This is a genomic window from Pararhizobium qamdonense (genome assembly GCF_029277445.1).
Taxonomy (GTDB): domain Bacteria; phylum Pseudomonadota; class Alphaproteobacteria; order Rhizobiales; family Rhizobiaceae; genus Pararhizobium; species Pararhizobium qamdonense.
Window position 1 is genome coordinate 1,954,886 of the sequence record NZ_CP119566.1, and the last position, 18,386, is coordinate 1,973,271.

Annotated in this window: 15 protein-coding genes; 7 read left to right on the forward strand and 8 right to left on the reverse strand. The window is 60.9% G+C overall.

Going from position 1 to position 18,386, the window contains the following annotated elements:
• Positions 1-231: 231 nt before the first annotated feature.
• Both PYR65_RS09465 and PYR65_RS09470 read left to right on the forward strand, forming a co-directional pair.
• Complete coding sequence (locus PYR65_RS09465) at positions 232-1,593, forward strand: Tad domain-containing protein (protein WP_276121016.1); 1,362 nt, start codon at positions 232-234, stop codon at positions 1,591-1,593.
• A 264-nt stretch (positions 1,594-1,857) separates the two neighbouring features.
• Complete coding sequence (locus PYR65_RS09470; protein WP_276120787.1) at positions 1,858-3,774, forward strand: DEAD/DEAH box helicase; 1,917 nt, start codon at positions 1,858-1,860, stop codon at positions 3,772-3,774.
• Between the two features lie 193 nt (positions 3,775-3,967).
• Here the strand turns inward: PYR65_RS09470 and PYR65_RS09475 are convergent, their stop codons facing one another.
• The 5 genes from PYR65_RS09475 to pcaD are packed head-to-tail and all read right to left on the reverse strand — an operon-like array spanning position 3,968 to position 7,683.
• Positions 3,968-5,038: a 3-carboxy-cis,cis-muconate cycloisomerase gene (locus PYR65_RS09475; RefSeq protein WP_276120788.1), complete on the reverse strand. Its 1,071-nt coding sequence runs from the start codon at positions 5,036-5,038 to the stop codon at positions 3,968-3,970.
• Positions 5,039-5,098: 60 nt separating this feature from the next.
• Complete coding sequence (gene pcaG, locus PYR65_RS09480; protein WP_276120789.1) at positions 5,099-5,713, reverse strand: protocatechuate 3,4-dioxygenase subunit alpha; 615 nt, start codon at positions 5,711-5,713, stop codon at positions 5,099-5,101.
• Positions 5,713-6,462, reverse strand: a complete 750-nt coding sequence (gene pcaH, locus PYR65_RS09485; RefSeq protein WP_276120790.1) for a protocatechuate 3,4-dioxygenase subunit beta — start codon at positions 6,460-6,462, stop codon at positions 5,713-5,715. The genes pcaG and pcaH overlap by 1 nt, the downstream gene beginning before the upstream one ends.
• A gap of 11 nt (positions 6,463-6,473) precedes the next feature.
• On the reverse strand, positions 6,474-6,878 hold the full coding sequence (gene pcaC / locus PYR65_RS09490; RefSeq protein ID WP_060638699.1) for a 4-carboxymuconolactone decarboxylase: 405 nt from the start codon (positions 6,876-6,878) through the stop codon (positions 6,474-6,476).
• Positions 6,871-7,683: a 3-oxoadipate enol-lactonase gene (gene pcaD / locus PYR65_RS09495; protein WP_276120791.1), complete on the reverse strand. Its 813-nt coding sequence runs from the start codon at positions 7,681-7,683 to the stop codon at positions 6,871-6,873. Before pcaD ends, pcaC begins: the two co-directional genes overlap by 8 nt.
• Positions 7,684-7,776: 93 nt before the next feature.
• Here pcaD and pcaQ point away from each other — a divergent pair, with 93 nt between their 5' ends.
• Together pcaQ and PYR65_RS09505 are read left to right on the forward strand one after the other, a co-directional pair.
• Positions 7,777-8,724: a pca operon transcription factor PcaQ gene (pcaQ, locus tag PYR65_RS09500; protein WP_276120792.1), complete on the forward strand. Its 948-nt coding sequence runs from the start codon at positions 7,777-7,779 to the stop codon at positions 8,722-8,724.
• A gap of 105 nt (positions 8,725-8,829) precedes the next feature.
• A complete protein-coding gene (locus PYR65_RS09505; RefSeq protein WP_276120793.1) occupies positions 8,830-10,815 on the forward strand; it encodes an adenylate/guanylate cyclase domain-containing protein in 1,986 nt (661 codons plus the stop codon).
• Positions 10,816-10,845: 30 nt separating this feature from the next.
• Here the strand turns inward: PYR65_RS09505 and PYR65_RS09510 are convergent, their stop codons facing one another.
• Both PYR65_RS09510 and PYR65_RS09515 read right to left on the reverse strand, forming a co-directional pair.
• On the reverse strand, positions 10,846-11,502 hold the full coding sequence (locus PYR65_RS09510; protein ID WP_276120794.1) for a sulfite oxidase-like oxidoreductase: 657 nt from the start codon (positions 11,500-11,502) through the stop codon (positions 10,846-10,848).
• A 169-nt stretch (positions 11,503-11,671) separates the two neighbouring features.
• Positions 11,672-13,459, reverse strand: a complete 1,788-nt coding sequence (locus PYR65_RS09515) for an APC family permease (RefSeq protein ID WP_276120795.1) — start codon at positions 13,457-13,459, stop codon at positions 11,672-11,674.
• Positions 13,460-13,751: 292 nt separating this feature from the next.
• Between PYR65_RS09515 and PYR65_RS09520 the strand changes: the two genes are divergently transcribed.
• The 3 genes from PYR65_RS09520 to PYR65_RS09530 all read left to right on the forward strand — a co-directional run bounded on the left by PYR65_RS09520 (position 13,752) and on the right by PYR65_RS09530 (position 16,925).
• Positions 13,752-16,121 (forward strand): DUF1989 domain-containing protein, encoded by a 2,370-nt coding sequence (locus PYR65_RS09520; protein WP_407951289.1) that lies wholly within the window; start codon positions 13,752-13,754, stop codon positions 16,119-16,121.
• Between the two features lie 76 nt (positions 16,122-16,197).
• Positions 16,198-16,506 carry a type II toxin-antitoxin system MqsR family toxin gene (locus PYR65_RS09525; RefSeq protein ID WP_276120796.1) on the forward strand — a complete coding sequence of 103 codons (309 nt, stop codon included), beginning with the start codon at positions 16,198-16,200 and terminating at the stop codon, positions 16,504-16,506.
• A complete protein-coding gene (locus PYR65_RS09530) occupies positions 16,506-16,925 on the forward strand; it encodes a type II toxin-antitoxin system MqsA family antitoxin (RefSeq protein ID WP_276120797.1) in 420 nt (139 codons plus the stop codon). The genes PYR65_RS09525 and PYR65_RS09530 overlap by 1 nt, the downstream gene beginning before the upstream one ends.
• A gap of 40 nt (positions 16,926-16,965) precedes the next feature.
• On the opposite strand, the gene PYR65_RS09535 is transcribed toward PYR65_RS09530, so the two are convergent.
• Positions 16,966-18,303 (reverse strand): NAD(P)-binding domain-containing protein, encoded by a 1,338-nt coding sequence (locus PYR65_RS09535; RefSeq protein WP_276120798.1) that lies wholly within the window; start codon positions 18,301-18,303, stop codon positions 16,966-16,968.
• Positions 18,304-18,386 lie beyond the last annotated feature (83 nt).

The window sequence follows — 18,386 nt, forward strand, 5'->3', positions numbered from 1 at the left end:
TTTTTACTTGGTTGAGTCTTGGTACGGTCGGCAACACATTAGATTTGCGTTCGGATTGAACATTGGCTGTTTTCGCCAGCTTTTCGTTAAACTAATGCTTTGATTCATTACGACTCGATTAACTACCGCTTTTTACCTCCATTTAGAGATTCATCAATACTGTCTAACTCCTGAGGAATACCTCTCCGCCAGCGGGATCTGGTGCAGACAAGGGGAACGGCAGTGGGCATTTTGAAGACGTTTTTTTCCGATCGCGCGGGCAATTTCGGTATCCTGGGTGCCATTGCCATCGTCCCCATTCTGGGCGCTGCCGGGATGGCTGTCGATTTCAGCCGTGCGATGGAGCTGAGATCGAGGCTGCAGATTGCGGCCGATGGTGCGGTGCTCGCAGCGATTTCGGAAAAATCTGCCGGTGTCACGCAGGCCGTCGGCATGACCAATGATGGCCGCGTGTCGATCAGCGAGGCGGAAGCCAAGTTTTTCTTCGATGCCCAAATGAAAAGCAACAAGAAATCCACGAAGGAACAGGGGACCGACAGCGAGGACAACTTCTCCCAGGATGTGAAGCTTGATCTCGTCCAGGTGAAGGTCACCAAGGCTGGCAAGGACATCAAGGCCAACCTCACCTATCAGGCGACCTTGAAGACCTCGTTCCTGCGCGTTCTCGGCAAGGATTCGATTACCGTTTCAGGCAGCGCCAATGCGGTGTTTCAATCCGAGTCCTTCATGGATTTCTACCTGCTGCTCGACAATACGCCGTCGATGGGCGTGGCCTCCACGACCGCCGATATCGAAAAGATGATCAAGGCGACGAAGAACGTTGCCGATTCCGGCTCAAGGAATTGTGCATTCGCCTGTCATATCGTCTCGGAAAAAGGCGTGGTCGACACCGGAAGCAATTATGCCGTCGCCAAGGCGAACGGCATCTCCATCCGTATCGATGCGGTGGCGAAGGCTGTGGTGGAACTGACCAAGGAAGCCGAAGCCCAGCAAAGCTATCCCGATCAGTTCCGCATGGCCACCTACACGTTCGGTGAGACCGCGATGGATACAAAGCTGTTCAAGGTGGAGGGTTTGACCGGCGATCTCTCCAAGGTGAAGAAGACTGCCGAGGGCATCAAGCTGATGAGCATTCCCAAGCAGGGCTACAATAACGACCAGCAGACCGACTTCGACAATGCGCTGAAGAAGATCGGCGACGAAATTACCGCCGTCGGCACCGGTCTGACGGCAACCAGCCCGGAAAAGTTCGTCTTCTTCGTCTCCGATGGCGTCGGCGATAGCTACAAGCCGAAGGGTTGCACGGCGAAACTGAGCGGCAGCCGCTGCCAGGAGCCGATCGATACGAAAAGCTGCACGGCCTTGAAGGCGCGCGGGATCAAGATCGCGGTTCTCTACACGACCTATCTGCCGCTTCCGAACAATGACTGGTACAACCAGTGGATCAAGCCGTTCCAGACGACGATCGGCACGAAGATGCAGGAATGTGCGTCTCCCGGCTTCTATTTCGAAGTGCCGCCGTCGCAGAACCTGGAGGGGGCGATGAAGATCCTCTTCAATAAGGTCGTGCATACGCCGCGGCTGACCAGTTGAGCCGAGCCTTCCTCTGACGCTTTTGTTTCCAGACTGAACGGCATGCGTCCAACACGGACGCATGCCGTTTTGCCATGTCCATGCCCGGACAGACTTGCGGTTTCGCGCGTTTTTGCACTGCGGTATCGTGATGCTCTGTACAATTGTCCTTAAGCGCAGTATGAGGGCGCGCATGTATTGGCTGGCGACGTGCCGGCTGCGGAGACTGCGCTTACACTCATCGACCGAGAAGCGCATGACATCCGAATTCCGAAAGATAAGCATATGGTAGAGTTAGACGGCATCGCTCCGGCGATCGCCCAGGCATTGAGCAAGCGCGGTTATTCCGAGTTGACGCCGGTTCAGAAGGCCGTGTTGGGTCCTGAACTGGAAGGCAGGGATGCGCTGGTCTCGGCACAGACCGGCTCGGGCAAGACCGTCGCCTTCGGCCTGGCGCTCGCCTCGACGCTGCTCGACGGCAAGGACCGGTTCGGCCAGGCCGGCGCGCCGCTGGCGCTTGCCGTTGCACCGACCCGCGAACTGGCCTTGCAGGTCAAGCGCGAACTGGAATGGCTCTATGAACTGACCGGCGCGACTGTCGCCTCCTGCGTTGGGGGCATGGACATGCGCAGCGAACGGCGCGCGCTCGATCGCGGCGCCCATATCGTCGTCGGTACGCCCGGCCGTCTCTGCGACCATATCCGCCGCAGCGGTCTGGATATGACGAAGCTGAAGGCTGTCGTTCTCGACGAGGCCGACGAGATGCTCGATCTCGGTTTCCGCGAAGATCTCGAATTCATCCTCGAGGCAGCGCCGGCCGAACGCCGTACCCTGATGTTTTCGGCAACCGTGCCGCGCTCGATCGCCAACCTGGCGAAAAGTTATCAGCGCGACGCCGTGCGCATCACCACGCAGGCCGAGCAGAAGCAGCATCTCGACATCGAATACCGGGCGCTGACCGTTGCGCCATCCGACCGCGAGAACGCGATCATCAACGTTCTGCGCTTCTATGAAGCCAAGAACGCCCTGGTGTTCTGCTCGACGCGCGCTGCCGTCAACCATCTGACCGCACGCTTCAACAATCGCGGTTTCTCCGTCGTTGCGATGTCCGGCGAACTCAGCCAGAACGAGCGCACCCATGCGCTGCAGGCGATGCGCGACGGACGCGCCCGTGTCTGCATCGCCACCGACGTTGCCGCGCGCGGCATCGATCTGCCGGGTCTCGAACTGGTCGTCCATGCCGATCTGCCGACCAATCCCGATACGCTGCTGCACCGCAGCGGCCGCACCGGCCGCGCCGGACGCAAGGGCGTCAGCGCGCTGATCGTGCCCAACAGCGCGCGCCGCAAGGCCGAACGCCTGCTGCGCGATGCCAATATCAATGCCGACTGGGGCCGTCCGCCTTCGGCCGACGAGGTCAGCCGCCGCGATGACGAGCGGGTTCTGGCCGATCCGGCGCTGACTGAAGCGATCACGCCTGATGAGGCCGATTTCATCCGCGAACTGCTGGAAAAGCACGGTGCCGAACAGGTTGCCGCCGCGTTCCTGCGCCAGGCCCGTGCCGGCCGTTCCGCGCCGGAAGATCTGATGGATACACCATCCTACACACCCTCCAGTGACCGCCCCGACCGTGGCGACCGTCCGGACCGCAGCGAACCAAGGGCGCCGCGTGGCGATTTCGGCGATAGCGTCTGGTTCTCGCTTTCGGCCGGCCGCAAGCAGAATGTCGAGCCGCGCTGGCTGATCCCGATGCTGTGCCGCATCGGCAAGATCACCAAGCAGGAAATCGGTGCGATCAAGATGCAGACTGAAGAAACCTATGTCGAGATCGCGCGCGAATGGGTTGACCGTTTCGTGGAGGCGATCGGCCCGAAGCGGGCGCTCGAAAAGGGCATTACCGTGACGCAGCTTGACGGCATGCCGAACCTTTCCGGCGGTTTTGCCGGCAAGAAGCCCTATCCGGCCAAGCCGGACTACAAGGGCGACGGCAAGCCGAAGCGCAAGTTTGAGGGCAAGCCTGATTTCGCCGCCGACAACCGCCCGGCTGAAAAGACCGACAGCAAACCCTGGACGAAGAAGGCCGCCGGCAAGCCGGCTTTCGACAAGCCGAAATTCGACAAGCCCAAGTTTGACAAGCCGAAGTTCGACAAGCCCGGCACCGAAGGCGTCAAGCGCAAGCCGTTCAAGAACAAGACGAACTGAGGCGGGTTTCGTAATAATCTTCATGGGGGCGGTTGCCCCTCACCCTAACCCTCTCCCCGCTTGCGGGGAGAGGGGATGACGGAGTTTGCCGTATATCCCTTCGCCCGTTTACCGGGACAAGGTGCCCGCCATTGTTCCCGGATAGCGGTGGCGGTGGAGGTGCAGGCCGTGCGCTGGAAAATGTCTGTCCTGGTCACCCCTGACCACTGTTTCGGCTGCCAAGCCGCTCGATCTTGCCCGTCAACTCCCCAGCCAAACGCAAACTCGCGCCACAGGCGATGACCATATGCGGAAGTATCATCCATTCGAGCGTCCAGGCGGCGCCCGAGCGTTCCTGTTCATGCACCATCGACTGGTGAATGCCGGAGAGCTGGACGGCGTTGAAGCGGGCGAGCGCGACCAGCGTTTCCGCCGCGACCGGGTTCTGCTTGTGCGGCATGGCTGAGGAGCCGCCACCACCGGAAAGTTCGATTTCGGTGCCGGATTGAGCGAGCAGGGCGATATCCTGGCCGAATTTTCCAAGACTGCCCGAGATCAGCGACAGGAGATGGGCGAAGTCGGCAATGGTTGCGCGCTGACAATGCCATTGCGGGTGGTTGGAGAGCTTGAGGCTTTCGGCGAGTGCCGATCGTACGGCCGATGCCTTGCCGTCCAGTTTTTCAAGCGTTCCGGCGGCTCCGCCGAATTGGATCGGGAACGCGGTTTTTTGCAGCTGATCCAGCCTGTCGCGATAATTGGTCAGCGGCGAAGACCAGGAGGAAATGCGATCAGCGACGGTGATCGGGATGGCGGCCTGCATCCGGGTGTGGCCCATCAGGCGGTTGGCGCCCTCAGTGCCCACCAGGTGATCGAACGAACCGATAAGGTTCGCCAGCCGCTTGGACAGTATATTCGAAGCGGCCTTCAGCCGCAGCATCAGGCTGGTGTCGATGACATCCTGGCTGGTGGCGCCGAAATGAACCTTGTCTGCCGCTTCACCGCCGATTGCCTTGCGCAGTTGCCGGACCAGTTCGGGGATGACTACGCCGTCCGTCGCCACTGCGTGGCGCAGCGCCAGGACGTCGGGTTGAAATGTGGCGCAGACTTCGGCGATGCGAAGAGACGTTTCTTTTGAGACGACAGCGTGATCCGCCTGCGCTTGCGCTAACGCTGCCTCGAAGGACAGCATCGCGCGGATATCCGCTTCCGCCGAGAAGAACGCGGAGATTTCCGTGTCGCCGAGAAGGCCTGAGAGATAGGGATGGTCGAAGGGCGAAGCGGTCATGTCTGTCCTTGGTCAAAGGGTGGGGGCCGCTGCTTGAAACCTCATTGATCGAGCAAGGCTCTAGATATCGAGGAACACGGTTTCCTTCTCGCCCTGCAGATGGATGTCGAATGTATAAACCGATCCTTCGCGCGGCGCGACAAGAGTTGCGGCGCGCTGGCGGTGTTCGATGCGGGCAAGCAGCGGATCTTCCGCATTGGCGTCCTGTTCGTCGCCAAAATACAGGCGGGTGTGCAGGCCGGTATTGATGCCCCGGGCGACGATCCAGACTGTGATATGCGGAGCCATCCTGCGTCCGTCCTTGTAGGGGACGCGGCCGGGCTTGATGGTGTCGAAGGTGAAGATGCCGTCGTCGGGGCTGGTCGGACAGCGGCCCCAGCCGGTGAAATTCGGATCGGCGGTGCCGCGCAGTTCCGAGGGGCTGTTATAGAACCCTGCAGCGTCGGCCTGCCAGATTTCGACGAGCGCGTCTTTGAGCGGTGTGCCTGCGCCATCGATCACCCGCCCGCGCACCGTGATGCGTTCGCCGAGCGTGCGGCCGTTGACCATGGCGCTGCCCAGATCGGTGTCGTAGACGCCGGTAATTCCAGCGAAATTCGGCGTGCAGCCGATATGGACGTAGGGGCCGGCGGTCTGCGACGGCGATTCCTTCAGGTAGCCGAGATCCTGGACCATCAGTTGCCCTCCATCCGGTTTTCAAACAGCGTCGAGCGTCGGCCGCGCAGGACGATGTCGAACTTGTAGGCACGCGCGTCCATGGGGATGGTATTGCCCCAGTCCAGCGGTGCGATCAGCTGTTCGATGGCGCGTTTGTCCGGGATGGTCGTGACGATCGGACACTTCCAGATCATCGGATCGCCCTCGAAATACATCTGGGTGATCAGCCGCTGGGCAAAGCCATGGCCGAAGATGGAGAAATGAATATGGGCCGGGCGCCAGTCGTTGACGCCGTTCGGCCAGGGATAGGCGCCGGGCCGGACGGTGCGGAAGCGGTAGGTGCCGTCCTCACCGGTAATCGTGCGGCCGCACCCGCCAAAATTGGGGTCGAGCGCGGCGAGATAGCTTTCCTTTTTATGGCGATAGCGGCCGCCGGCATTGGCCTGCCAGAATTCCAGCAGCGCTCCCGCAACGGGATGGCCGCGCTCGTCCAGCACGCGGCCATGGACGATGATGCGTTCGCCGATGGCGCTTTCGCCGGGCTTGGCGAAATTGTGGATGAGGTCGTTATCGAGTTCGCCGAGCAGGGAATGGCCAAAGACCGGCCCGGTGATCTCGGAGATCGTGCCGTCCAGCGACAGCAGCGCCTTTTGCGGGGAGCGCAGCACCGAGGTCTTGTAGCCCGGCGTCAGGGCCGGGGCATGCCAGGCGCGGTCGCGCTGGAAGAAAGCGCCGGTCTCCGGCTTGGTGTTGGAACGATCGGACATGTCTCTACGCCTCATGCCGCCTGTTCGGCGTCCATCTGTTCGAAGACCTGCTTGGCGATCTTGATCGCGCGGTTGGCGGCGGGAACGCCGGCATAGATCGCCACATGCAACAGGGCTTCACCGATATCCTCGCGGCTGGCGCCGGTATTGGCGGTGGCGCGCACATGCATCGCCACTTCCTCGTCATGGCCAAGCGCTGCCAGCAGGGCGATGGTAACGATCGAGCGCTCGCGTTTCGTCCAGGCCGGCCGCGACCAGAGGTTGCCCCAGGCGGCTTCGGTGATCAATTCCTGAAACGGCTGGTCGAAATCGGTGGTGGCGGATTGTGCCCGGTCGACGTGACGGTCGCCGAGCACGGCACGGCGGGTGGCCAGGCCCTGACGGTAACGTTCGGTCGGAACTGCGGCGTCACTCATGGGCTTTTTCTCCAGACAGGACGATATCGATAAAAGCGCGCAGCACGGCGGTCAGGGCCTCCGGCTGCTCGACGCAAGGGATGTGGCCTGCATCCTTGATGACTTCGTAGCGGGCGCCGGGGATCAGTTTGGCAGTCGAGAGAACCAGATCCGGCGGCGTCGATCCGTCCTGGTCGCCGACGATGCAGAGGGTTGGAACCGTTATATGCTTGGCCGCTTCGGTGAAATCGGCATCGCGGATCGCAGCGCAGGTGCCGGCATAACCGGCGGCCGGCTGGCGGGCGAGCATGTTGCGATAGCCATGCAGGGCGTTGTTTTCCGGGCGGCGGAAGGCAGGGGTGAACCAGCGTTCGAGGATGCTGCCGGTCATGCCGGCGATGCCGTCCTCATCGACGGCGGCAATACGGGCGTTCCACTGATCGGCCGTGCCGATCTTGTGGGCGGTGTCGCAAAGGATCAATGCGCGCACAAGGTCTGGCCGGGCGGCATAGAGACCCTGCGCGATCAGGCCGCCGACCGAGAGGCCGCAGATGATCGCCTGCTTGACGGCCAGGAGGTCGAGCAGGCCGGCGAGATCGGCGACGTGCAGGTCCATCGAATAGGGCATGTCGCCGACATCGGAGAGGCCGTGGCCGCGCTTGTCGTAGAGAACCATGGCAAAGTCGCCTGCAAACCGCACGATCACGTCGCGCCAGATGCGGAAATCCGTGCCGAGCGAATTGGCAAAAACCAGCACCGGCTTGTCATTGGCAGCGCCGATGACCTGATAGTGAAGCGTGACGTCGTTGATGCGGGCAAATTGCACGAAAATTCTCCTCGATTGCAGATTGGAACTTTAATCTGGTTCGGTAAAATGACATTTTATTGCCTATCATTAACCCCCAAGTTATGAGTTCTCATGATCGACGCCCGCGTGAAATTCCGCCATTTGCAGACCTTTGTCGAGGTCGCCCGCCAGAAGAGCGTGATGAAGGCGGCCGATCTTTTGCATGTCAGCCAGCCGGCGGTGACCAAGACCATACGCGAGCTCGAGGAGGTGCTGGGCGTCTCCGTCTTCGAGCGGGATGGTCGTGGCATCAAGATCACCCGCTATGGCGAGGCCTTTCTGCGGCATGCAGGCGCCGCGCTGACGGCGTTGAGACAGGGGCTGGATTCGGTGTCGCAGGAGCGCTCCGGCGACGGGCCGCCGGTGCGGATCGGCGCACTGCCGACGGTATCGACCCGGATCATGCCGCAGGCCATGGCGAATTTTCTCAAGGAAGAAACCGGAAGCCGCATCAAGATCGTCACCGGCGAGAATGCCGTGCTTCTGGAGCAGTTGCGGGTCGGCGATCTCGATCTGGTGGTGGGGCGGCTCGCGGCGCCCGAACAGATGAAAGGGTTTTCCTTCGAACATCTCTATTCCGAGCAGGTCGTTTTCGCCGTGCGCAGCGGCCATCCGCTGTTGCCGGCACAGCAGCCGGTGTTTGACAATCTCGGCGTCTATCCGGTGCTGATGCCGACCGGCGCCTCGATCATCCGCCCCTTCGTCGAACGGTTCCTGATCACCAACGGCATCGCCAGCCTGCCCAACCAGATCGAAACCGTGTCCGATTCCTTCGGCCGTGCCTTCGTGCGCGCAAGCGACGCGATCTGGATCATTTCGGCGGGGGTGGTGGCGGGCGATATCGAGGATGGGGTGCTTGCGGCTTTGCCGATCGATACCAGCGAGACGAAGGGGCCGGTCGGGTTGACAATGCGGGCCAATGCCATTCCCTCGATGCCGCTGGCGATCCTGATGCAGACGATCCGCGAGGCTGCGGCCGAGGTGTCGGCCGCGTCAGCCGGCCTTGCCGAGCGCCGGTAGCGCAGCGAAGCGCCAGGAGCCTGTACGAAATTACCTGCGGCTGATAATCTGTGTTCAACTCCAAGTTTTGGATTTCATTGGCGTATTCTGGGTCAGAGGCAAAGCATGTCGCATGTAACGGGAGGGCCTGGCGCAAACGGCCAGCCTGCGGTCTGGACCAAGCCGCTGAGATCGCTTCTGGGGCTTGCCATGGCGGCGCTGCTGATTGCCGTGTCCGGCACGCTGATCGGCCTCGGTTATGTGCGGGCGCGCGAGGCGGCGCTCATCCGTGCCGAGGCGGACATGCGCGCCTTTTCCGAGCGGCTGATCGACCGGCTCGGCATTCTTTCGGGACGGACGACGGCGCTGGTGGGGTTTACCGCGTCGATCGCCAATTCCTTCCTGGTGCCGCCGCCGGAGCGGATGAACGACAAGATCAAGCTGCTGCGCGAGATCATCGCGCAATCCGCCAATCTGGATGGCATTTATGCAGGATACCCCAATGGCGAATTCATCCAGGCGGTGGACCTGAGAGCAGAGGCCTGGCGCAAAGCGCTGAATGCGCCGGATGCAGCGGCGATTGCCGTCCGCTCGATGCAAACGGAGCAGACAGGCGACCGGAGCAACCGGCTGATCTTCCTCGACAAGGACGGCAACCAGCTCCTGGAGCGGCGTCTTCTATCGACCGGCTTTGATCCGAGGAAGCGGCCCTGGTATCAGGCGGCGGTCAACGGCACGATGCCGGCCGCGATCGGCCCCTATACGATGGTGACGACGGGCGCGCTCGGCATGAGCATTTCGCAGGCGCATACCGGCAATGGCGGTATCGTCATCGGTGCGGATATCGACCTTGGCACCATTACCGACTTCATGGCGCGCGAACGCCTGACCGCCGATAGCGTCGCCTTCGTGATGGATGCGGCGGGAAAGCCGATCATGCATTCCGATCGCGGGCTGATGGCCCGCATGGCAACGGGAAAGGACAAGGGGGAACTCGACGTTTCAAAACCGGTCGATCCGCTTTTGACCGGCATCAAGGCCAATCTTCCAGCTGGCAACGGAGTGGGGTTCGCCGATATCGACGGCCGCACCTATATCATCCTGGCGACGTCGGTGAAATCGGTGCTGTTGCTGGCCGGGCACCGCACGGTGGTGGCGGCACCCCTCGACGAGCTGACGGCGGCTGCCAATCGCAACCTTTATCAGGGGCTCGCCATTGCTGCCGCCATCGTCATTCTCGGCCTGCTGGCGGCGCTGTTCATGGCGCGGCTGATTACACAGTCGCTGAGCCAGCTGACCGCCAATGCCAACCGGCTGCAGGATCTCGATTTTACCGCGCCAAGCCAGGTCACCTCGCATGTGACGGAGATATCGACACTGGGGCGGGCGATGAACCGGGCGCGCGACGCAATCTTCACCTTCGCGCTCTATGTGCCGAAGGAACTGGTGCGAAAGGGCATCGAATCCGGACAGTTTGCGGGCAGGAGCGCACGGCGCCAGGAGGTGACGGCCTGGTTTACCGATATCTACGATTTCACGACGCTCAGCGAGCAGCGGACGCCCGAAGAGGTGGTGGCGCTGCTGTCGGACTATTTCGACATTTTCAACGAGACCGTCAGCGCCCATGGCGGCGAGATCATCCAGTTTCTCGGCGATTCCGTTTTTGCCATGTGGAACGCGCCGGTTGCCGACGAGCGCCATGCGGAAAACGCCTGCCGCTGCGCGCTGGCGGTGGAAAGAAAACTCAACGTTTTCAATGCTGAGTTGAAGGCGAAAAGGCTGCCGGAATTGCGCACCCGGTTTGGCATTCATACCGGCACGGCGGTCGTCGGAAGCGTCGGCGCCCGCGACCGGCTGCAATATACGGCGATGGGCGACACGGTGAATGTGGCATCGCGGCTTGAGGGCATGAACAAGGTCTATGGCACGGCCATTCTGGCCAGCAGCGCCGTGGTCGCCTTGTGCGGCGATGCGATCATCTTTCGCCCGCTCGGCGAGGCGCAGGTCAAGGGCCGGGCGACGGTGCTGCAGCTGTTCGAAGTCGTCAGCGCAAGGGACCGGCCGGCCTTGCAGGCGGATTGTCTGGAGACGCAGGCAAAGGTGCCAAGCTGACGGTTTGAGCCTCATTGCCCGTACGAGGCTCTAATCCTCCGAATACCGCTGCTCGCGCCAGGGATCGCCGAGCATGTGATAGCCGTTCTTCTCCCAGAACCCGGCCTGATCGCCCACCAGGAATTCGATGCGGCGCAGCCATTTGGCGCTTTTCCAGAGATAGAGGTGCGGAACGATCAGGCGCATCGGGCCGCCGTGAGCGCGCGTCAACGGCTCGCCTTCCCAGGCGGTGGCGAGAATGGCGTCTTCGGACGCAAAATCGGCAAGCGGCAGGTTGGTGGTATAGCCGTCATAGCTGGTCAGCAGGACGAAATTGGCGTCGCGCATCGGCATGACGAGATCGAGCAGATCATGGGTCGAGACACCCTGCCAGCGGTTGTCGTAGCGCGACCATGTCGTCACGCAATGGATGTCGGACAGTTTGTTGCTCTGCGGCAGGCGGTGGAACGCGTCCCAATCGAGTTTGACGGGATTTTCGACGCCGCCGACGATGTGTAAACTCCATTCCGATGGCTGGATCATCGGCTGCTGGCCGAGATCAAGCACCGGCCAGTTCTTGACCAGATGCTGGCCAGGCGGCAGGCGGTCGGTTTGCGGACGGGTGATCCGGCCGGTCAGGAACTTGCCTTGCTCGGCCCAGCGCCGCTTGGAGGCCGTCAGTTTCGTCTCCGGGCCTGCATCGGTCATGATCGAACCTCGCTGGTTGTTTTCTGCCGGTGGGGCGGCATCGCGAAGCGGAAGTACAGTTTCAATCGATCCATGTGTCAAGCACTACGGTGAGGCATCGGCATTTCGAACGGACAAGGCCCGCGCATTTCTCAATGCGCGGGCCTTGTTTTGTTGTGTCAGAACCCGATCAGGCGGGCAGCTGGAAATACGCGTTGGCAGCGAGAACGACGGCAAGGCCGCCGGCGAGCGCCACATAGGGCAGGATGCCGGCCTTCTTCACGCCGAGATCCTGGCCGACGAGGCCGAGGTCTTCCATGGCACCGGCCGGGAACTTTCCGCCGTCGCGCACATAGTGGCGATAGGCAAAGACCGGCAGGATGAGGGCGGCAAAGATGAAGCCGACCCAGAGCGCGTTGGAATAACCCCAGACCTTGGCGCCGGCGCCGAGGAACAGCGCGTTGACGAAGGCAAGAACCGTGTTGAGGCCGATCAGCCAGGTCGGTGCCTTCCAGGGACGCTGGATTTGGCTGGAATCCATGCGGTGGATCCAGCCGGCATTGAGATTGAGGAAGTTGAAGATGATATAGCCGACATTGGAGACGGCCAGCACGAAGAAGTAGCCGGCGACATCCGAGGCGATGGCCAGGAGTATGAGGTTGAAGGCGAAGTCCGTCCACATGGCGCGGGTGGGGGCGCCATGTTCGTTGACGTGGTCGAGATATTTCGGCAGCCAGCCATCCTTGGAGCCCTGGTAGAGCGTGCGCGACGAACCGGCCATGGCGGTCATGATGGCCAGGAACAGCGCCATGATCATCAGGATGACGAGGATCTGGGTGACCATGCGGCCGCCATGAACGAGGCTTGCCAAGGCTTCCGCGACACCCGTTCCATCGACGATGCCGGGTGCGAGCATGCCGGCATGACCGAGAACGCCCTGGAAGGTGAAGGGGATGAGGAAGAAGAACAGGCAGCAGAGCAGGCCGGAATAGAAGATGGCCTTGAACGTATCGGTCTTCGGGTTCTTCAGTTCGCGGGTATAGCAGACCGCCGTTTCAAAGCCGTAGGTGGACCAGGCGGCGATATAGAGGCCGCCGAGGAACAGCGTCCAGCCGCCATTGCTCCAGACGCCGTCAATGCCGGAATAGCCGGCGGTGGGCGGAACGAGATTGGTGATATTGGCGCTATCGATCTGGCCGGAGAAGATCGGATAAAGGCCGATGATCAAGAGCGGCAGGAGGACGATGATGGCGAGCCATTTCTGGACGCTGGCCGTTCCCTGGATGCCGCGATGCTGGATCGCGAAGATGATGAGCATCAGGATGCCGCCGATGACGAAGGTGGCGTTAAGGTTGGCCTTGGCGAGGAAAGGAATGTCGAAGGTGATCAGCGACCAGTTGCGGATCGCCGGCGTCAAGGCCGTGATCGCATCGCTGGACAGGAGGGCGGAGATTGCGTCCTGCGGTGCCTTGCCGGCATTGGCCGCAAGCCATTCCGCCACGCGCGGGCTGTCCGCCGTGAGCGTCGCCATATTGGCGTTGATCCATTCCATCACGGCCGGGCTATCGGCGCCGGGAATGGGGAAGAGGGCGTTGAGGATATAGCCTGCCGCAATGGCGCAGCCGAGCGACAGAACCGGCGACCAGGCGAACCAGTTGCACCAGACCGAAAGCGGCGCGATGAATTTCGAATAGCGCAGCCAGGCGGTGGCGCCATAGATCGACGCGCCGCCGGACTTGTTGCCGAACATGCCGGCGATTTCGGCGTAAGTGAAGGATTGCAGGAAACCCATCACCATGGAAATGATCCAGACCACGAAGGCGAGCTTGCCGGTCGTGCCGGCAATGCCGCCGATGGAGAAGAGCACCAGCGGCGGTACGCCGGCAGCGACCCAGAATGCCCCTTTCCAGTCCAGCGCGCGGATCAGGCCGGTGCCGGGCGCAGCGGCCGATTCGTCGGTCTCAACGATAGATGCCATAAACAGTCTCCTCGACCAGTTTTGTCTTGAAGCGCGATGCCGCGCGTCCCCTTTAGGATGGTTTTCGCTGCGGCGGCTGTGCTGGATGGCGCCTGCGTTTTCGCAGTGTCACCACCTGTTCCCGTTTGAATTTCGCGACCGCAACTTATCTTCATAGTGAATTTTTTTTCTTCTCGGTCAAGTCTCTCTTTACTTTCGACGGCCTCCCATAGGATAGTTTGGCCATATTGCCGGTGCATAAAGTGGTGCTTATAGACACCTGAGCCGACTATGCCTTCGGGCGGGAGCCGAGATGAGCGATTCCGGACAATTTACCGGCACATTGATGCCACCACGCCCGAGCACGATTCTACGGCCTGGGATGCCAGCACTTGCCGCGGGCGTCGAGCGCTACCGCGTTAAGGGACGTGGAACGACTGTGGTTAAAGTCACGGCCGGTGACCGGATCACGATCAAGGATATCGAGGGTGGCCAGCTTTGCGAGGTCAGCTTCATCGATGCAAAAGGGCGGTTCAATGCGGCCGGTCTTGGCACTGGGTTCTCGCGTCCTGCGTTCGGGCTGCAGGAAATCCTTGCGCGGGACGAAGAGAGCGCGCGGCGCACACTGTCAGCTTTGAGGCGGCGCAACGTCGATCCCGCGGATGCGCAGGCGCTGGTCCTGTTTGGGGAAAAGTCCTCGCCGGGCTCCTCGGCCGATCTGACGATGGCGCTGGACGGCTTGCTGGTTGTCGCGGCACCGGCGCCGCCGATGGATGCGGAGACGCAAAATACGGCAACAGCACTCGAACTGCGCGTCACCCGCTCGAAGATCGAGCGGACCTATGAGGACTTGCTGCCGGAACCGATGGCCGATCCCGTGCAGGATCTGCGCATCAAGGCGGCGCGGGCATCGGCCTATTTCGTGCGGGCGGGCGAATTCATCCAGGTCATCGACGTGTCTGGACGGCAATGCACCGATTTCCAGGCGTTTTCGGCCCGCAAGGTCGATAAGGGACTGGATCTGGCACTCGATGCGACGGTGACGCGCACGCTTCTCGGACGCAGCTACCCGACCCCCGGCCTGCCGTCCAAGGCGTTCGACCGGGATTTTGAGCCGCTGGTGGAGATCGTCCAGGATACGGTCGGCCGTCACGATGCCTTCGCCACCGCCTGCAATTCGCGCTATTACGACGACATGGGCTATCCGGGGCACGTCAATTGCACGGATAATTTCAACCATGCGCTGGCGCCCTACGGCATTGCGCCGCGCAAGGGCTGGGAAGCGCTCAATTATTTCTACAATACCAATGTCGATCATCACAACCAGCTCGATCTCGACGAGCCCTGGTCGCGGCCGGGCGACTATGTGCTGATGCGGGCGCTGACCGATCTTGTCTGCGTTTCCTCGTCCTGCCCCGACGATATCGATGCGGCCAATGCCTGGAACCCGACCGACATTCATGTCCGCACCTATTCGAACACGGAAAAATTCTCGCGCGCCGTCGCCATCCGAATGACCCCTGATGCAGAGCCCGAAATGACCCAGGAAACCGCCTTTCATCCGCGCCTGTCGGCACTGACGCGCAATCATACCGAATATCGCGGCTACTGGTTGCCGAACCGCTTCAACAATGAGGGGCCGATCGAGGAATATTGGGCCTGCCGGGAAAAGGCCGTGGTCATGGACCTGTCGCCGCTGCGCAAATTCGAGGTGACCGGCCCGGACGCGGAGGCGCTTTTGCAATATTGCTGTACCCGCGATATCCGCAAGCTGTCGCCGGGGCAGGTGGTCTATACGGCAATGTGCTACGAGAATGGCGGCATGATCGACGACGGCACGGTGTTCCGGCTGGGCGAGAACAATTTCCGCTGGATCGGCGGCGACGATGTCAGCGGCATCTGGCTGCGCGAGCAGGCGGAAAAGATGGGCTACAAGGCCTGGGTCCGCTCCTCCACCGACCAGATGCACAATCTCGCCGTCCAGGGCCCCAATAGCCGCGAGATCATCAAGGAGATCATCTGGACGGCACCATCGCAACCGTCGATCGCGGAACTTGAATGGTTCCGTTTTGCCGTCGGCCGTATCGGTCATTTCGAGGGCGCGCCGGTCGTCGTCTCGCGCACCGGCTATACCGGCGAACTCGGCTACGAAATCTTCTGTCATCCGAAGGACGCGCTTGCCGTGTTCGATGCCGTCTGGGAGACGGGGCAAAAGCATGGGCTGAAGCCGATGGGGCTGGAGGCGCTCGACATGGTGCGCATCGAGGCGGGGCTGGTCTTTGCCCATTATGACTTTTCCGACCAGACCGACCCGTTCGAGGCCGGTATCGGCTTCACCGTGCCGCTGAAATCAAAGACCGAGGATTTCATCGGCCGCGACGCGCTGATCAAACGCAAGGAAAACCCGCGCTACAAGCTGGTCGGGCTCGATATCGACGCCAATGACGCCGTCGGCCATGGTGACCCCGTCCATATCGGCCGGGCACAGGTCGGCGTCATCACCAGCGCGACACGCTCGCCGCTGCTGAAGAAGACGATCGCGCTGGCGCGGATGGATGTGCTGCATTCGGATGTCGGCACCGAGGTTGAAATCGGCAAGCTCGATGGCCAGCAAAAGCGGCTGCCGGGGCGGATCGTGCCGTTTGCGCATTACGATCCGCAAAAGCTGAAGCCGCGGTCGTGAGGGCGATGGCTTTTAGCAGAGCAGCGCTCATCTTAGCATCTTGAAATGCCACCTTTATGGTGGCATGATTGCTGCCATGGAAAAGAAGCGCCCGTCTTACGATCTCAAGGCGATACAGCGTGCGCTCGCATCGGTCGAGCAACTGTCCATAACGACGTCTGCGCTTCGGGATGCCGTCGCGATCGGTTTCGATCGCGCGGCCATTGTTGAAACGATTGAGCTGGTCGAGCCGAGAATGTTTTATAAATCGATGACGACTTTCGCTGATCATCGGGTTTGGCAGGATGTTTATCACGTGCCGGCGCGGGGTTTTGTTCTCTACGTCAAATTCCAGGCGAATGTCGTAACGGAGTTTACGGTCATGTCCTTCAAGGAGAAATCGTAATGTCGGTTGAAAAGCTTGCCGGCCAAATGCCTTCGCCGGAAAACGGAGAAATGTTGAAACGAAGCGTTCGCCCTTTCACCGTATCGTACAAGGGCAAAAGCCGCCTGGTGGATCTTCCTGGATATTATCCAGCCGGAGATGGGGACGGTGTGCATGTCGGCAAGGATATGGACGTCGTGGACCAGGCTCTCAGGGAGATCAAGGAGGAAGTCGATGGACTTCCATCTCCCGCAACGATCCGTCGCATCCGTACCAAGCTCAAGCTTTCGCAGAGGGAGGCTGGGCAGATTTTTCGGGTCGGTGAAAGCGCTTTCGACAAATATGAGCGCGGGCTTATCGAACCAAGCGGCCCAACGATTCAGCTTTTCAGAATGTTGGACCGTCATCCGGAGCTCGTCGAGGATCTCCGGTCGTTTTGATGGCGTAGAAGAGACGGATGCCTCTCCTACGCCATGACCATCAGTTTTTCAGATAAACCTCCAGCGTATCGTCCATCGCTTCCAGCCACGGCGTATGATGCTTGGGGGCCATCGTCCCGGTCATCAGCGATGCATAGGCGTTATCGCGGAAGCCCATGATGTTTTCGCCCTTGTGGTGTTCCCATTCCATGAAGGTCTTGTTGGTGCCCTCGACGTCGAACTTCGGATAGTCGGTGTCTGCAAGCAGTTCGATGACGTAATCGCCCTGGAACCAGATCATCTGTTCGGCGTCTTCAAGCGTTTCCTCGCGGGCGCGCCAAGTGTCGAAATGCGCCTTCATTTCGTCCTTGGAGGGCAGCTTGATGCGGTCCATGATGACGTCGCGGGCAAACCAGGCCTGGGCGTCGAACATGTTGAAGGTGTAGAACTGGTCCTGCATGCCGATATACATCAGCTGCGGATTGTCCTCGTAGACGACGCCCTTGTAGAGATTGTCGGACCAGAGCCGGTTGGCGGTCTTCAGGCGCAGGTCGTCTGGCAGGAACGGGAAATGGTGAAGGTAACCGGTGCACAGGATCAGCGCATCGACCTCCTTGGTCGATCCGTCGGCGAAATGCGCCGTCTTGTTGACAAGCTTCTGCAGGAGCGGCCGTTCCTCGAAGCGTTCCGGCCATTTGAAGCCCATCGGCTTGGAGCGGTAGCTGGTGGTTACGGATTTCGCGCCATATTTCCAGCATTGCGAGCCGATATCTTCTGCGGAATAGCTGCGGCCGACGATCAGCACGTCCTTGTCCTTGAATTCCAGCGCATCGCGGAAATCATGGGCGTGCAGGACGCGGCCGCCGAAGGTTTTCACGCCTTCGAAATAGGGGACGTTCGGTGTCGAGAAATGGCCGGAGGCGACGACGACATAGTCGAACTCCTCGTCATACATCCGGTCCTCGACGCGATTATGTGCCGTCACTGTGAACTTCTTCGTTGCCTCGTCGAACCGCACCATGCGCACCGGTGTGGAGAAGCGCACCCATTTGCGCACGTCGGCCTTTTCGACGCGGCCCTTGATATAGTCCCACAGCACCGCGCGGGGCGGATAGGAGCCGATCGGCTTGCCGAAATGCTCCTCGAAGGAATAATCGGCGAATTCCAGGCATTCCTTGGGGCCGTTCGACCAGAGATAGCGGTACATACTGCCATGGACGGGTTCGCCATATTCGTCGAGCCCGGTGCGCCAGGTATAGTTCCAAAGGCCGCCCCAGTCGGCCTGTTTTTCGAAGCAGACCACTTCGGGGATTTCAGCACCCTTCTGGGCGGCGGACTGGAAGGCTCTCAACTGGGCAAGGCCCGATGGCCCCGCGCCGATCACGGCTACTCTGGTCATGTCTGTCTGTTCCCTTTGTTATGTCATGGTCAGTTTATTCGGTCGTTGCCGAATGTCTTTATGCCGTTTGCCCCTCACCCTAG

Coding starts and splice junctions, on each gene's coding strand:
- pcaQ (WP_276120792.1), top strand. CDS start 7,777: ATGATCGACGCCCGCGTGAAATTCCGCCATTTGCAGACCTTTGTCGAG.
- PYR65_RS09475 (WP_276120788.1), bottom strand. CDS start 5,038: ATGACCGCTTCGCCCTTCGACCATCCCTATCTCTCAGGCCTTCTCGGC.
- PYR65_RS09470 (WP_276120787.1), top strand. CDS start 1,858: ATGGTAGAGTTAGACGGCATCGCTCCGGCGATCGCCCAGGCATTGAGC.
- pcaC (WP_060638699.1), bottom strand. CDS start 6,878: ATGAGTGACGCCGCAGTTCCGACCGAACGTTACCGTCAGGGCCTGGCC.
- pcaH (WP_276120790.1), bottom strand. CDS start 6,462: ATGTCCGATCGTTCCAACACCAAGCCGGAGACCGGCGCTTTCTTCCAG.
- PYR65_RS09510 (WP_276120794.1), bottom strand. CDS start 11,502: ATGACCGATGCAGGCCCGGAGACGAAACTGACGGCCTCCAAGCGGCGC.
- PYR65_RS09520 (WP_407951289.1), top strand. CDS start 13,752: ATGAGCGATTCCGGACAATTTACCGGCACATTGATGCCACCACGCCCG.
- PYR65_RS09535 (WP_276120798.1), bottom strand. CDS start 18,303: ATGACCAGAGTAGCCGTGATCGGCGCGGGGCCATCGGGCCTTGCCCAG.
- pcaG (WP_276120789.1), bottom strand. CDS start 5,713: ATGGTCCAGGATCTCGGCTACCTGAAGGAATCGCCGTCGCAGACCGCC.
- PYR65_RS09525 (WP_276120796.1), top strand. CDS start 16,198: ATGGAAAAGAAGCGCCCGTCTTACGATCTCAAGGCGATACAGCGTGCG.
- PYR65_RS09505 (WP_276120793.1), top strand. CDS start 8,830: ATGTCGCATGTAACGGGAGGGCCTGGCGCAAACGGCCAGCCTGCGGTC.
- PYR65_RS09515 (WP_276120795.1), bottom strand. CDS start 13,459: ATGGCATCTATCGTTGAGACCGACGAATCGGCCGCTGCGCCCGGCACC.
- PYR65_RS09530 (WP_276120797.1), top strand. CDS start 16,506: ATGTCGGTTGAAAAGCTTGCCGGCCAAATGCCTTCGCCGGAAAACGGA.